At 45.7% G+C, this 14,962-nt stretch carries 12 protein-coding genes; 3 read left to right on the top strand and 9 right to left on the bottom strand.

The genetic code is table 11. The features are described from left to right. Nucleotides 1-48: 48 nt before the first annotated feature. From ACTS60_RS22650 to ACTS60_RS22660, 3 genes are all read right to left on the bottom strand, one after another. Nucleotides 49-708, bottom strand: a complete 660-nt coding sequence (locus tag ACTS60_RS22650; protein WP_440890158.1) for an OmpA family protein — start codon at nucleotides 706-708, stop codon at nucleotides 49-51. A gap of 130 nt (nucleotides 709-838) precedes the next feature. Further along, the gene (locus tag ACTS60_RS22655; protein WP_440890080.1) at nucleotides 839-1,528 is read right to left on the bottom strand and encodes a DUF2786 domain-containing protein; all 690 of its coding nucleotides are present in this window, start codon (nucleotides 1,526-1,528) and stop codon (nucleotides 839-841) included. Nucleotides 1,529-1,700: 172 nt separating this feature from the next. After that, on the bottom strand, nucleotides 1,701-2,381 hold the full coding sequence (locus tag ACTS60_RS22660; protein WP_440890081.1) for a DUF3334 family protein: 681 nt from the start codon (nucleotides 2,379-2,381) through the stop codon (nucleotides 1,701-1,703). Between the two features lie 265 nt (nucleotides 2,382-2,646). Here ACTS60_RS22660 and ydiJ point away from each other — a divergent pair, with 265 nt between their 5' ends. Beyond that, nucleotides 2,647-5,682, top strand: a complete 3,036-nt coding sequence (gene ydiJ / locus ACTS60_RS22665; RefSeq protein ID WP_440890082.1) for a D-2-hydroxyglutarate dehydrogenase YdiJ — start codon at nucleotides 2,647-2,649, stop codon at nucleotides 5,680-5,682. 92 nt (nucleotides 5,683-5,774) lie between these two features. Then, a complete protein-coding gene (locus tag ACTS60_RS22670) occupies nucleotides 5,775-6,236 on the top strand; it encodes a methyltransferase family protein (protein WP_440890083.1) in 462 nt (153 codons plus the stop codon). 80 nt (nucleotides 6,237-6,316) lie between these two features. Here the strand turns inward: ACTS60_RS22670 and ACTS60_RS22675 are convergent, their stop codons facing one another. From ACTS60_RS22675 to hutC, 6 genes are all read right to left on the bottom strand, one after another. Beyond that, entirely contained in the window at nucleotides 6,317-7,042 is a 726-nt protein-coding gene (locus tag ACTS60_RS22675; protein ID WP_440890084.1) for a DUF3581 domain-containing protein, read from the bottom strand. A 258-nt stretch (nucleotides 7,043-7,300) separates the two neighbouring features. Beyond that, nucleotides 7,301-8,836 (bottom strand): histidine ammonia-lyase, encoded by a 1,536-nt coding sequence (hutH, locus tag ACTS60_RS22680; RefSeq protein ID WP_440890085.1) that lies wholly within the window; start codon nucleotides 8,834-8,836, stop codon nucleotides 7,301-7,303. 11 nt (nucleotides 8,837-8,847) lie between these two features. After that, complete coding sequence (hutU, locus tag ACTS60_RS22685; protein ID WP_440890086.1) at nucleotides 8,848-10,545, bottom strand: urocanate hydratase; 1,698 nt, start codon at nucleotides 10,543-10,545, stop codon at nucleotides 8,848-8,850. A 112-nt stretch (nucleotides 10,546-10,657) separates the two neighbouring features. Beyond that, on the bottom strand, nucleotides 10,658-11,671 hold the full coding sequence (gene hutG / locus ACTS60_RS22690) for a formimidoylglutamase (protein WP_440890087.1): 1,014 nt from the start codon (nucleotides 11,669-11,671) through the stop codon (nucleotides 10,658-10,660). A gap of 1 nt (nucleotide 11,672) precedes the next feature. After that, entirely contained in the window at nucleotides 11,673-12,923 is a 1,251-nt protein-coding gene (gene hutI / locus ACTS60_RS22695; protein ID WP_440890088.1) for an imidazolonepropionase, read from the bottom strand. 120 nt (nucleotides 12,924-13,043) lie between these two features. Continuing rightward, nucleotides 13,044-13,751, bottom strand: coding sequence for a histidine utilization repressor (gene hutC, locus ACTS60_RS22700; protein WP_440890089.1), 708 nt, complete (start codon nucleotides 13,749-13,751; stop codon nucleotides 13,044-13,046). 189 nt (nucleotides 13,752-13,940) lie between these two features. Between hutC and ACTS60_RS22705 the strand changes: the two genes are divergently transcribed. After that, complete coding sequence (locus tag ACTS60_RS22705) at nucleotides 13,941-14,681, top strand: sporulation protein (RefSeq protein WP_440890090.1); 741 nt, start codon at nucleotides 13,941-13,943, stop codon at nucleotides 14,679-14,681. Nucleotides 14,682-14,962: the final 281 nt, after the last annotated feature.

Here is a 14,962-nt window from a genome sequence, read left to right on the forward strand (position 1 = left end):
TAGACCTGCTCCGGTAATCGTTATTATTACCGATATGGTGCAACCAAATTACTTCAGTGGCAAGATCTGGATTTCAACACGACGGTTGCAAGCACGACCTTCAGAAGTTTGGTTTGAACATAATGGGCTACGTTCACCGTAGCCACGAGCGATTGCGCGACCTGGTGCTACGTTTTGTGATATTAGGAATTGACGCACTGATTCTGCGCGACGCTCAGATAGCGTTTGGTTGTATGATTCACTACCAGTGCTGTCTGTGTAACCGTCGATCACTAGGCTTGTATCTGGGTATTCAACAAGAATGCGTGCGACGCCACGAAGTGTATTGTGGATACCTGCATCTAGTTGGTATGAGCTAGATGAGAAACCGATGCCATTTTCCATGCGAAGTAGCAGTTGGTTCTCACCAACACGTTCTACTTGTACACCAGAGTTAAGTAGTGCACGGCGCAGTTCTGCTTCTTGTTGGTCAAAATAGTAACCGACACCAGCACCTGTTGCACCACCTGCAGCCGCGCCAATTAGCGCATGCTTACGACGTTCTTTTGCGTTGTCACCTGTTGCTAGGCCGATTGCAGCACCAGCAATAGCGCCAATTAGAGCACCTTGAGTTGTTGAATTTGTTTCGTACTCGCCTGTTGTAGCATTTTGGCGTTGAGTAGCTTGACAGCCGGTAAGAGCAAGCACTAGTGCAAGTGCAATAGACATCTTTTTCAAAGGAATATCTCCATATAAAACAGAGGCTATAGTAAGCCTCACATTAGGAACCGAATTATACGTAGGGTGTTATTGATATTTGTTATGTAAAAGTCAGACTGATAAAGAACTCAGCCAAAAACTATTTGCTATCAAGCATCTTTCTAGCTTGTGCTCCACCGACCCCGCGGTTAACTGATACCTTGCGTCCTTTTTTTAATCCAACTTCATAATCAGCGGTGAGGTTTTTCATCGCTTCTTTAAGCTGTTTCTTGAACGTCTCGCGGTCGATGTTTTTGAATTCTTTGTCTATGTAGTTATTGATTTTATTTGCCGACTCTTCATCAGGTGAAATGGTCGGTAGTTTTTCCAACGCACCTTCAACCCAACCAGAGACAAATGAGTTAACTCGGCGAGTTACTTCCATTGATGATGTTCCCGAACCAGCAAAACTATTGCGGAACTGTCCGGTACTTTCATTCATTTCGCGATAGATAATGTCAAAGGCAAACGCGGCAAAGATAGCTCGGTCAGCTTCACCGATAAACTCAACTCGTTTTAGCCCCTTATGGTTCAACAAAACTGCTTCTACACCAAACTTGGTATTAATACCTCGAATCACGCGCAGTATCGTCGAGCTGATGTTAGAAGGTAACAGGTGGGAAGATTGCGTCTTACCCATCTTGATAAACTCAATGTCATCTTTATCTAGACCATATTTGAGCATGAGGCGGTGCGCCATTTTTATAGCGTTTGCGGCCTCGTTTACATTGGCAGAGTTACCTAGTTCTAGACACTTAGCGATTTTCTTAAGAGCTTTTTGTTTATCCATTGACGACCAATAACAAAAACACAAAATTTGAGAAGTCGGATATATTACCTTTTTTGGCGTAAAAACGAAACACAGGACTTTGTGTCTAAAGGTTTTGGGCTGGTTTGAAGGTGTGGAAACCTAAAGAAAAGCACCCAGAGAAGGGTGCTTCGAAAAGAGGCTTGATGCTTAACTAGATACCGAGTTCGTCAAGCAGGTCATCTGCTGAGCTATGTGATGTTGTCTCTGGCTTCGACTTTTCTTCCATGCTCTTGCGAGTGGCTTCTAAGATGTCATCTGGCGTTTCATCTTCAGTAATTTCAAACTCTTCTAGCTGGATAAATTCAGTTTTATCCATTGCTAGTTCTAAATAGAAGATGTTGTTGTTCGCTGTAGAGAATGTCACTCGACGTGCTTGTGGGCGGTCTAGGTTCGTGTCAACTTGTAAGATGACCTGTTTGTTCAGTGCTAGCATCTTAGGTTGGTTCTGAGTGATGTTTGTTTGTAGCTCTTTACGGATTTTATTTGTGAAGTCACCCACTAATTGGTTCATCAGCTCACCAAGGACATCACCGACTTCGTCAGAAGTGTGAGAGATTGCTAGTTCTTCTTCAGGCATGCCCATATTTCGCATGTAATTCGTATAGATCTCTAGTGCTGCCTTTGCGGTAAAGTTAATAACAACTAAGCCAGTAAAACCACCGTCAAAAAGGACAAAGCAGCCAAAATCTGGCTTAAGACTGGTTTTGTTGATCTTTTGCACCATTGCTGAATAGTGAACTTGAGAAGATGTTGCTGAAGTTAAGACGCCAGAAACTGACTGACAAAGTTTTAAAAGGATATCCTCAGTAGTGACTACTTTATTTTTTTTCATTCTAAATGCTCAATATATTGGTCTTGAAAGCGAGTTTTGCATCAATGTAGGTGTGAATAGCTAAAAAAGAAAGCATAAGTTGAATTGTTGCAATGAGATTCTGATTTGATCACTTTTTTAAATGTTGTAAAGTGACGAAATTCAAAGAATATTACTTAACCTATCAACTTCTTCAATTATCGCAATAGCAGATTGTTGAACAGGCAAAGTAAACAAAAAACAATACCTATCACTGATCGGAATAGTGTCGTAGGGGCAGGAAGCAATGTTACCAAGATTACACTCTCAAACAGATGTCGATCCTCTCGTATTATCTTTTTTGAAAGAACTAGAAAATGCAGGATTCACAGGCGATATCGAAAGCCAATACTCTAGCCGTCTCGCAATGGCGACTGATAACAGCGTTTATCAGCAACTACCTCAGGCTGTTATCCATCCTAAATCAACGCACGATGTGTCTCTAATTGGACAACTAAGCAACAAAGAAGAGTACGAACGAATTACCTTTTCTCCGCGTGGAGGTGGAACTGGGACTAATGGTCAGTCACTAACCAAAGGGATAGTGGTTGATTTGTCTCGCCACATGAACAAAGTTATTGAGGTGAATGAAGAAGAAGGTTGGGTTCGTGTTCAAACGGGTGTGGTAAAAGACCAACTCAATGATGCCGTCCGACCTTACGGTTATTTTTTCTCGCCAGATTTATCCACTAGCAATCGAGCTACCATTGGCGGGATGATCAACACCGATGCATCTGGCCAAGGTTCTCTCAAATACGGTAAGACGTCTGATCATGTGTTGTCATTACAAGCGGTTTTCGCTGACGGTTCAGTCCTCGAATCAGACCTTTCGAATGGTTTGCCAACTGAAGGTGAGTTTGCGCATACCGCAATGAGTGTGACTGAGTCGGTGTGTCGTGAAAATCGCCAGAAAATTAACGATAAGTTTCCACCTTTAAACCGATTTCTAACGGGCTATGATTTAAAGAATGCACTTGATGAAGAAACGGGTAGCTTCGACATTACGCGTGTATTATGTGGCGCAGAAGGTTCTTTAGCCTTTATTACTGAAGCTAAGCTTAACCTAACTCGTATTCCCAAAGCGCGTACCTTGGTAAACGTCAAGTATAACAGTTTTGACTCTGCACTTCGTAACGCGCCGTTTATGGTGCAAGCGAATGCGATGTCGGTTGAAACCGTCGATTCAAAAGTTCTTAATCTTGCCAAACAAGATATTGTTTGGCACACGGTCAGCGACTTAATCACTGACGTTCCAGATAAAGAGATGCTTGGCATCAACATGGTGGAATATGCAGGGCAAGATGAGCAAGAGGTCGAATCGCAAGTTGCTTCTCTGACCGCACAGCTAGATAGCATGTTAGAAACTGAAGAAGCAGGCATTATCGGTTATCAAGTGAGTAATGATGTGGCGAGTATCGGCCGTATTTACAATATGCGCAAAAAAGCGGTTGGCCTGCTTGGTGCTGCTAAAGGGCGCGCTAAGCCAGTCGCCTTCGCGGAAGATACTTGTGTACCACCAGAAAACCTGGCGGATTTTATTGTTGAGTTCCGTGAGTTACTAGACGCGAAATCACTCAACTACGGTATGTTTGGGCACGTAGATGCGGGGGTGCTTCACGTTCGCCCAGCACTGGATCTGTGCGACCCTCACCAAGAAGCATTGATGCATGAAATCTCAGATGAGGTGGTTAAGCTGGTGGCGAAATACGGCGGCTTAATGTGGGGTGAGCACGGGAAAGGTTTCCGCTCTGAATATGGGCCTGAGTTTTTTGGTGAAGAACTCTTTACTGAGTTACGCCGAGTAAAAGCAGCTTTCGACCCGCACAATAAAATGAATCCGGGTAAGATCTGTACGCCGCTAAATAGCGATGCAGAGCTGGTAAAAGTCTCCGATACCAAACGCGGCTACTTCGACCGCCAGATTGACGTTCAAGTCCGCGACAGCTTCAAACAGGCGATGGAATGTAACGGTAACGGATTGTGCTTTAACTACGACACCAGTTCACCAATGTGTCCTTCGATGAAGGTGACGGCAGACCGTCGTCATTCACCAAAAGGGCGTGCAGGTTTGGTTCGTGAATGGTTACGCCAGTTAACAGAGCAGGGTATCGATATTCTCGATCTGGAGCAGCAAACGCTAGAAAACAAGACATCCATCAAAACCATGATTGATCGTGTCCGTCATTCGATTAATCGTCGTCATGAGTATGACTTCTCACACGAAGTGTACGAAGCAATGAATGGTTGTTTGGCGTGTAAAGCGTGTGCGAGCCAGTGTCCTATCAAAGTGGATGTGCCTAGCTTTCGCTCTCGCTTCCTCAATATTTACCACTCACGTTACCAACGTCCGGCAAAAGACTACTTGGTGTCGAACATCGAATCCATGTTGCCATTGATGGCGAAAGCGCCAAAAGTAGTTAATGGTGTATTGAAGCAATCTTGGGTTCAAAGCTTAACTGCTTCGACAGTAGGTTATGTAGATGCACCATTGCTGTCAGTTCCGACGTTGAAGCAGCGCGTTGAAGCCTTAACAACGGCCTACGAACTGCAAGCTCTAAGCGGCTTATCTAGCGAAGATAAGAAAAAGCATGTGCTGATTGTTCAAGACCCATTTACCAGCTACTACGATGCTGACGTGGTCGAAGATTTTATTAAGTTAGTAAAGAAACTGGGTATGAATCCGGTATTGTTGCCATTTAAACCAAACGGCAAAGCACAACATATTAAGGGGTTCTTACGTCAGTTTAGAAACACAGCTCAAGACACCGCGAAGTTCTTGGAAATGGTTGCGGATTTGGATATCCCAATGGTGGGGGTCGATCCTGCACTGGTGCTCTGTTACCGAGATGAATACGCAGAAGTGCTGGGTAGTAAACGTGGCGAATTTGACGTTCTTACTGCGCATGAGTGGCTTTACCCAAGATTGAGTGATTTCGACGCATTTGAACCTAAACAGCAAGCGCCTTGGTATTTATTCGCTCACTGTACTGAGAAAACTAAAATGCCAAATGCAGAGAAAGAGTGGGGGGCTATTTTTGCTCACTTTGGAGCGGTTCTTAATACTGTTCCAGTAGGTTGTTGTGGTATGGCTGGCACATTTGGTCATGAGGTGGATAAGCTATCAATGTCGCGTGATATTTATGATCTGAGTTGGAAGCCAAACTTGGATAAACTCGATAATGAGCGCTGTTTAATTACCGGATACTCCTGCCGAAGCCAAGTCAAGCGCTTTGAAGGAGTAAAACCTAAGCACCCAGTTCAAGCTTTGCTAACCTTGATATAATACTTAACCAAAGCCCAGTCTAACTGGGCTTTTTGTCAGTAGCGAAACGTTACCAATCATAACAATGATTTATTCTCATAAGGATATGAAGAGTGAAAAAGCTAGAGCTTAAAGTACCGCCCGTTGCTCTTTTTTTGCTGATGGTACTATTGATGTACTGGTTAAAGGGAACGTTGCCAGAGATGAAGATTACGGTGCCTTTTGTTGAGTTTGTTACCGTAGGGCTAATCGCTCTTGCAGGTGCAGTCGGTATTGCTGGGGTTTACGAGTTTCGTAAAGCTAAGACGACGGTAAACCCCGTTAAGCCAGAAACCGCATCGATGGTGGTCGATACAGGCATTTTTGCTTACACGCGTAATCCAATGTACGTAGCTCTACTATTGGTCATTATTGCGATTGGCTTATGGTGGCAACATCTAAGTGTCATTTTGTGTAGCATATTGTTTGTCGCATATATGAATCGTTTTCAAATTAAGCCAGAAGAACGCGCATTAGAAAGATTGTTTGGTGAAGATTATTTGGATTACAAGAACCAAGTTCGTCGTTGGATTTAATGAAAGCCCGTGGACACTGGTATTAAAAAGAAAACCCAGCTAAGTAGCTGGGTTTTCTTTTTAAGTTTGACGGCGGCTGATTAAGCTGCCTTAGCGAACTTTGCTAAAAAAGCATCTTTGCGTTCGTGGAAGCGTTGAACTAAATCGTCTACCGCCTCTTGATCGTATGGCTTAAGACCACTAGCTACCATTCGCTTAATGCCTTTACCAACGATCTCACCATCTTCTTTGAATGCGAAGTTCAGTGTTACAAGACCGCGTTTGCCTTCAACATCAAATGTTGCGCCAGTAAAATCCACTTCTGGATGAGTTAGGTCTAGACGGTTGAACTCCACTTCCATACTCTCGTAGATTACTAGAGGTCGTTGGCAGTTGATCATCATTTGCTTCTCTTCCATGAGAGGAACCATGATGTGTGGGAAGTTCATGCCTGAGAATTGCACGTAGTTTGTTACTACATGCTCAATGAACGCAGGATTGTGGTTAGTTTCACCTTCACGCGACATGTGCAGATATTCTTTACCTGCGTTATCAACTACGGCGCTTTCTTTCTCACACTTATTCTCAATATGAAGTGCAACGCCATCATTCACCATTCCAGAGAAATCGAAACGCATCTTTTGGCTTACGCCTTCTTTGCTCAGCAAAACAGCAAAAAGCAGATCGCCTGGCACACAAAAGCGTTTGTTGTCTTCATCATGGATAGGGTTGTAATCACCAGCTACGCGTTTTGCGAAGTGACTTGCTTGCTCACGAGTGAACTGAAATTGGTGATTAGTGTTTGAAAAATAAGGTGTTAGAAACATAATTTTTACGTAGTAACCAAAACTGTCAGGGATTATATGCGAATATCTGCGTAGCAATGGTCCATCCAGTGAAAACTTCACTGTATCTTAACAATGAAACGATAACGCAGCGGAATAAAGCACCAAAAATGGCGCTTTTGTATTGCACTATTCAGTATGGCTATAAATCAGTAATTTACCATATCATTGAGGGACTTGATGCGTATAAATACAATAAAGGCTCCAAGAAGGGGCCTTTAGGATCATTAGCACGATAGATTAATGCACGCTTGGCAGTAAGCTTTCTGGCATCAATGCGTTATGCAGAGCAAGCTTGAGTAGGGCATTGGCTTGCTCAATATCTGGCGCGAAGTAGCGGTCTTTATCGTAGAACGATACTTTCTCGCGCAGCATTTGCTTGGCAATTTCGATACGCTCAGAAGATTTGTTTGGCGCTCGGAAATCCAACCCTTGCGCGGCTGACAAGTATTCAACCGCCAAAATACCACGCGTATTCTCTCCCATTTCTTTCAAACGACGAGCCGCAAACGTGGCCATTGAGACGTGATCTTCTTGGTTTGCAGACGTAGGCAAGCTATCGACAGAAGCAGGGTGAGCGAGCGTTTTGTTTTCACTCGCCAGTGCTGCTGACGTCACCTGCGCAATCATAAAGCCTGAGTTAACGCCGCCATTGTCGACCAAGAATGGAGGAAGTTTAGATAGCGCGCTATCAATAAGTAGTGCCATGCGACGCTCTGACAAGCTACCAATCTCTGCAATCGCCAGTGCAAGGTTATCCGCGGCCATAGCAACGGGCTCAGCGTGGAAGTTACCGCCAGAGATAATGTCGTTATCTTCCGCAAACACAAGCGGGTTGTCCGACACCGAGTTCGCCTCTACTTGCAGAGTGTCTGCCGCGTTGCGAATTTGCTGTAAACAAGCACCCATAACTTGAGGCTGACAGCGCAGTGAGTATGGGTCTTGAACCTTCTCACAGTTGGTGTGCGATTCACCAATCTCGCTGGTTGCTTCTAGCATATGTCGATACGCTAACGCCGCATCCATTTGGCTACGATGGCCACGAACACGATGGATACGTGGATCGAATGGACGACGACTGCCTAGTGCCGCTTCTACCGACATCGCACCACAAACGGTCGCCGATGAGAATAGATCCTCGGCAATGAACAAGCCTTCTAGCGCAAACGCCGTTGACGCTTGAGTACCGTTAAGCAGTGCAAGACCTTCTTTAGGCGCTAGTGTAATTGGTTCTAGACCAGCAATTTGCAGAGCTTCTAGACCTGATATTACCTTGCCATTGTGACGCGCTTGGCCTTCACCAAGAAGCACCGTACTCATGTGAGCCAGCGGCGCTAAGTCACCCGATGCGCCGACAGAGCCCTTTTGAGGCACGCATGGGTATACTTGTGCGTTCACAAGGTCAATCAGCATGTTGATGACTTTCAAACGCAAGCCTGAGAAGCCACGTGCAAGACTGTTGATTTTCAGCACCATCATCAAACGAACGGTTTCATCTGACATGAATTTACCGATGCCCGCAGCGTGTGAAAGCACAATACTGCGTTGCAGCGTTTCTAAATCTTCTGGTGCAATACGTGTGTTCGCGAGTAGACCGAAACCCGTATTGATGCCATAAACGGTGCGATCTTCTGCAATCACGCGGTCGACAACTTGAGTGCTTTCCTCAATGGCCGGAATCGCTTCTGGATCGAGAGTAAGGTTGACAGGTGAGCGGCTCACCTGACGCAGTTCGTTTAAGCTAATATAGCCTGGCTTTAGCGTTAAATTGAGCATGTCTTTCATCCTTACTTCAGCTTTTTCAGTTCTTCATTGAGCATTGGCAAATCCAGTTTTTGCTCAGCTGCACATTGTTTTGCGATGTCATATCCCGCATCGGCATGACGCATAACGCCCGTCGCAGGGTCATTGTGAAGTACGCGAGCAATACGCTCAGACGCATCATCACTGCCGTCACAACAAATCACCATACCTGAGTGTTGAGAGAAGCCCATGCCGACGCCACCACCATGGTGAAGTGATACCCAAGTTGCACCACCCGCGGTATTCAATAGGGCATTAAGTAATGGCCAATCCGATACCGCATCAGAGCCATCCATCATGCCTTCAGTTTCACGGTTCGGACTGGCTACCGAGCCAGAGTCTAGGTGGTCACGGCCAATCACAACCGGCGCTTTCAGTTCACCGTTTTTCACCATTTCATTGAAGGCTTGGCCAAGGCGTTCTCGGTCTTTCAGACCTACCCAACAGATGCGCGCAGGCAGACCTTGGAACTGAATGCGTTCACGTGCCATGTCTAGCCAGTTATGTAGGTGAGGGTTATCTGGGATCAGTTCTTTTACTTTCTGATCGGTTTTGTAGATGTCCTCTGGATCGCCAGACAACGCTGCCCAACGGAATGGCCCAATACCTTCACAGAATAAAGGACGAATGTAAGCCGGTACGAAACCTGGGAAATCAAACGCGTTTTCGACGCCTTCTTCCAACGCCATTTGACGGATGTTGTTACCGTAATCCAGTGTTGCAGCGCCCCGGTTTTGCAGCTCCAGCATGGCTTGAACCTGCACAGCCATTGATTGTTTCGCAGCTTTAACCACGGCCCCTTCATCTTGCAAGCGCATTTCTGCTGCGTGAGACATACTCCAACCTTGAGGCAAGTAACCGTTCAATGGATCGTGCGCAGAGGTTTGGTCTGTTACTACATCTGGCGTGATGTTACGTTCCACAAGCTCCGGGAAGATGTCTGCTGCGTTGCCTAGTAGACCGACAGAAATAGGCGCGTCGGATTCCTTAATCATCGCTAGTGCTTCATCTAGCGATGTGGCTTTCTTGTCGACGTAGCCTGTGCGTAGACGGTAATCGATGCGTGACTCGTCACACTCAACAGCAATCATTGAGAAACCTGCCATTGTGCCAGCTAGAGGTTGAGCGCCGCCCATACCACCAAGGCCGCCTGTCAGGATCCATCGACCTTTCGCGTCGCCGTTAAAGTGTTTCTTCGCGACTGATACAAAGGTTTCGTAAGTGCCTTGAACAATGCCTTGTGAGCCGATGTAAATCCAGCTACCTGCAGTCATCTGTCCGTACATCATCAAGCCTTCTTTATCGAGCTCATTGAAGTGCTCCCAATTGGCCCAATGTGGTACGAGGTTTGAGTTAGCAATCAGAACGCGTGGCGCATTTTTATGAGTCGGAAATACGCCCACTGGTTTGCCTGATTGGACGAGAAGCGTTTGGTCATCGTCGAGTCTTTCTAACACTTCAACAATCTTATCGAAGCATTCCCAATTGCGTGCTGCTCGGCCAATACCACCGTATACAACGAGCGAGTGAGGGTGCTCGGCTACGTCTGGGTCAAGGTTGTTCATCAGCATACGAAGTGGGGCTTCAGTCAGCCAAGATTTGGCGCGCAGTTGTGTACCGTGTGGAGCACGAATCGTTCTGCTGGTATCAAGTCGTGGATCTTGTCCCTGGCGCTGTGTCATTTTAAGACTCCTTTAGTTTCACGTGTGTACCAAGTCTGTGCTTGGCTATTTCTACTCGAGTAAAGTGCTGTTTGAGCTGTGCCTTGTTCGAGTTGATCGTTATTGGGTTAGGTTATTTTGGTTTATGGTCTTTCTCTGCCATAGCATTGGCGATGTCCCAACATAGGCGGGCTGCCAATCGAGCGGTTTGGCTATCGACGTCATAAGTAGGGTTATACTCGGCAATGTCTGCCAGCATGAGCTTGTTTTTGTAATGTAGGATTCGGTCGAGAAACGGCGAAATGATGTCGTAACTGACCCCTCTTGCTGCTGGAGCGCTTACACCCGGAGCTGTTGCCGCAGGGAACACGTCCAAATCAATCGTTAGATAGAGGTAGTCGCAGTCGTCGATAAAGTGCTGTAGCTGCGTTAAATGGTAGCTGTGGTTCATGTAGCAAAGCTGTTTGTCTTCCACATACCAAACATTGAGTTCGTCCGCTTTCTGGAATAGCGCTTTGGTATTGCTGCTGCGACTGACGCCAATGCAAGCGTAATGAAACTTCCAATCATTGCGTTGGCAGAAGTGATGAATCTGATTAAATGGTGTGCCTGAGCTCGGTTTTACATCTGCCAGCGAACTTTCAAAAGCGCGCAGGTCGAAATGTGCATCGAAGTTGATAATGCCAATCTTCGGCTGCTTTTCTGGGTGATGAGTTTTGAAGTATTCGGCCAACCCAGAAAATGACGCCCATGCGATCTCGTGTCCGCCCCCTAATACCACGACAGGTGAATGGGGCAGCGCTTGAGCAACCGTGGCTGCGCATTGCGATTGGCTGCTTTCTAGTAAGTCGTCTTCGCAAACGACAGTACCGAGGTAATAAAGCGGCGCATCTTGGTGCCAAGCGAGATTGGCTAGGGCACGACGGATTAAATCCGGTGACTTTTTCGCGCCAATACGGCCTTTGTTTCTGGCAACACCTGCATCGGTCGCAAAACCAAGGATCGAGACGCCTTCGCTTTTGCTCGACAACTCTTCGACAGAAATATTTTTAATCACGTGGTGAACGCGTTTACCCAGTTCTCCATCTTCTGCATCGTGGCGACCTTGCCAGTGAAATGGAGCGGTATTTGGATCTGATTGAGCCATGTTACAGTCCTCCGTCAGAGACATATTCACCATTTACTATACGACCTACTAAACGTTTTGCGCCGACTTGGTAACTAAGGTCTGCCGGGTGTTCGATATCCCAAATTGAGCAATCTGCGTCATAACCGACTTCAATTACGCCACGAGACTCCCCATAACCCAATGCTTTTGCTGCGTTTTGAGTGACGCCACGCAGTGCTTCTTGAGGGGTTAAGCGGAAAAGAGTGCAAGCCATGTTCAGCATCAAGGTTAAATCAGCAAATGGCGATGTCCCCGGGTTGATGTCTGTCGCTATCGCCATTGGCACCTTGTGCGTCCTGAGTAAGTCGATAGGAGGCAACTGGGTTTCACGTAAGAAGTAAAATGCACCAGGGAGCAAGGTTGCCACGGTCGAGGAATTGGCAAGGGCACGCACACCAATTTCATCGAGATACTCAATATGATCGGCAGAAAGGCCATTGTATTTTGCCGTTAGCGCAGTGCCGCCTAAATCAGAAAGCTGTTCAGTATGGCCTTTCACATGCAAGCCGTGTTTTTTTGCTGCCTCGAAGACACGCTCGGTTTGCGCTAAGTTAAAACCTATCGATTCACAAAACACATCGACGCTGGTGGCGAGCTTTTCTTCTGCCACGAGGGGAATGATGTCATCACAAATGTGTTGGATATAGTCGTCAGCGCGGTCTTTAAATTCTGGTGGAAGTGCATGAGCGGCGAGTAGGGTTGTGGTGACTTTTACTTTGCGTTCTTGCTCTAAGGCTTTCGCTGCGAGCAGCATCTTGATTTCATCTTGCAGTGTCAGTCCGTAACCTGACTTAACTTCGATAGAGGTAACACCGCTTGCAAGCAATCCATCTAAACGTGGTAGAGCAAGTTCAATAAGTTGCTCTTCTGTAGCGGCACGAGTAGCACGAACGGTAGAAAGAATACCGCCGCCTTGCTTGGCGATCTTTTCATAAGGCACGCCGTTTAGGCGCATTTCAAACTCCTTGGCACGATTTCCGGCGTACACAAGATGAGTGTGGCAATCAATCAAACCTGGTAGCAACAGCTTGCCTTGAAGGTCAATGGACTGTTCGTAGTGGTTTGGATTCAGGATGGATTCGGTTTCTGCGCTGTCTTCGCCTCTTGCTGCGGTACTGAGTGCAACAATTTTTCCTGACCGAATGCCGACGCGAGCAAGGGGAGAGGGTAGGTAGCCTTGCTCTCCTTCTTGCATAGTGACGAGGCGTGCATTTTCAATCAGCAAATCCATTCTGATACTTCCTTTTGATTTGTACTTTTAAATGTATATACAAATAAATAGGAGAAAAGAGCATCAGTGGCAAGGCTAATGTTGCTGAAATGTGATCAAAACGAAGAAGTAACTCCTAGTTTATAGCAGGATCTTAGAGCTTAATTTGTACTTATTGCCCGGGTGGTAAAGTAGCGCAGTACTCACCAGTTTATCTTGACTCCACGTTCGGCGGTTGAGCAGTAAACAAGGCTCGTTAGCTTGCATTTTCAAGTCTTGTTTAACGCGTCCTTCTGGCACTATCGCCTCGACAGTGTGCTCTATTGCACTGAGAGGACAGCTATCAGAAAGGTACTGGTTTGGTGTCATGCAAGTAAAGTCTTGTCGTAGGTAACTAGGCGCGTACTGGCTGTTTACCCAACGCAGCTCAAGCTGGATTGGATTGCCGTCTTCAAAGTGGATGATCTCGCTGTAAAACACTGTGGTACCAAGCATCACGCCAAGTTTTGTCGCAATACTGTCATCGGCTTTGATAGCGATTTGTTGCAGCACTTCACTGTGGTGAGCGCGGCCCCGATTCGTTATTTCATCGGCAATGTTGCGAATGTCTAATAGGGGAGATTCAGACTTCTCAGCCGGATCACAAACAAAGGTGCCGAGGCGAGGGCGGCGTTGCAGTTTACCTTCATTAACTAAGTCTCGAATCGCTTTGTTAACGGTCATTCGGCTCACACCAAACTGTTCCGTTAATTCGATTTCAGTTGCGATACGATGCCCCACCATCCACTCACCCGAATCAATTTTATCGAGGATAAACTGTTTGATTTGCATGTAGAGGGGCGCAGACATAATAACTTCCTTTTAATTGACTATACAAATAGTGCGTAATCTATGCACAAATTGCAAACAGATAGAGTCATTTTGTGCGCTGATAAAAGGAATTACTCCGCATTCTTACAGTCTATTACTTGCAGGAGCTGTATCTGTTGTGTAAACAGATATCAAAATAATGAAAACAGACAGTCACGAAGGAATCACATGTTTAAGAAACTAAAAGCGTCACTTGGTATCGGATCAGCAAAAGTAGATACGATTTTAGATGAGATGAGCGTATATCAAGGCGCGACTTTACGCGGTCACGTTCAAATCAAAGGTGGTGATGTGGAGCAACAAATTGATGCCATCACCATCAAGTTGAATACGGAAATGAAAGTGGAAGTAGATGATAGCGTTAGCTACCAAACTTTCACTATCGATCAGCTGAAAGCAGTAGAACCATTTGTTATTCAACCGAATGAAGAAAAGCAAGTCCCCTTTGAACTCAAGTTGCACGATGAAACACCTATCACGGCAGTGAGCGCATTAAAGAACCACTGCTATGTATGGGTGGAAACGACTCTTGATATCGGTTTTGCAATTGATCCTCGCGACCGTGATTATATTGAAGTAAAGCCGTTACCAGTAGTCTCTCGCGTGATTCAAGCGATTGAACAAGCGGGCTTTACTATGGTGAAAGCAGATGTAGAGAAAGGTTTCTTACGTGGCAATACCTTCTCTTCTCGCTCTGGCATTTACCAAGAGCTAGAGTTTCGTAATAACGGTTTTGTTTCTACTAAAGAGATTGAGCTTTCCTTTATCTTGGACGGTGGAACGATTCATTGTTTAGCGGAGATCGACCGCTCATTTAGCATGTCGGGTGACCAATACCGTTCATTTACTTTACCGCAGGACGCATCCGGCAGCCAGGTCGCCTCAGCTCTTGCATCTGTTATCGGTTAAAATACTCTTTGTTTGTTGTTCGTTCGATACTTATATACGATAAGCAAACGAATTCGATAAATTGAGTGCCAAAGTTCAAATAATCAGAAGTACAATGCTTTATCGTTCTTTTGTGCTTTATCTGCGGCATTCTTTTTCTTCTGTTCGCTGTCCGTTTGTCCATCATCTTTGGGCAGCATAAGCGATACCTAAGTGTCGATAATTAAGTTCTAGTCCATTTCATACTGCTATCAGAATGAGATTGACTTGGCATTTTCAACTGTACATTTATTCTATGATTA

Source organism: Vibrio sp. WZ-1, assembly GCF_052037695.1.
In the GTDB taxonomy this organism is placed as follows: Bacteria; Pseudomonadota; Gammaproteobacteria; order Enterobacterales; family Vibrionaceae; genus Vibrio.

Excerpts from the sequence above, each read along its gene's own strand:
- ACTS60_RS22650 (WP_440890158.1), bottom strand. The coding sequence starts at position 708 with ATGTCTATTGCACTTGCACTAGTGCTTGCTCTTACCGGCTGTCAAGCT.
- ACTS60_RS22655 (WP_440890080.1), bottom strand. The coding sequence starts at position 1,528 with ATGGATAAACAAAAAGCTCTTAAGAAAATCGCTAAGTGTCTAGAACTA.
- ACTS60_RS22660 (WP_440890081.1), bottom strand. The coding sequence starts at position 2,381 with ATGAAAAAAAATAAAGTAGTCACTACTGAGGATATCCTTTTAAAACTT.
- ydiJ (WP_440890082.1), top strand. The coding sequence starts at position 2,647 with ATGTTACCAAGATTACACTCTCAAACAGATGTCGATCCTCTCGTATTA.
- ACTS60_RS22675 (WP_440890084.1), bottom strand. The coding sequence starts at position 7,042 with ATGTTTCTAACACCTTATTTTTCAAACACTAATCACCAATTTCAGTTC.
- hutH (WP_440890085.1), bottom strand. The coding sequence starts at position 8,836 with ATGCTCAATTTAACGCTAAAGCCAGGCTATATTAGCTTAAACGAACTG.
- hutU (WP_440890086.1), bottom strand. The coding sequence starts at position 10,545 with ATGACACAGCGCCAGGGACAAGATCCACGACTTGATACCAGCAGAACG.
- hutG (WP_440890087.1), bottom strand. The coding sequence starts at position 11,671 with ATGGCTCAATCAGATCCAAATACCGCTCCATTTCACTGGCAAGGTCGC.
- hutI (WP_440890088.1), bottom strand. The coding sequence starts at position 12,923 with ATGGATTTGCTGATTGAAAATGCACGCCTCGTCACTATGCAAGAAGGA.
- hutC (WP_440890089.1), bottom strand. The coding sequence starts at position 13,751 with ATGTCTGCGCCCCTCTACATGCAAATCAAACAGTTTATCCTCGATAAA.
- ACTS60_RS22705 (WP_440890090.1), top strand. The coding sequence starts at position 13,941 with ATGTTTAAGAAACTAAAAGCGTCACTTGGTATCGGATCAGCAAAAGTA.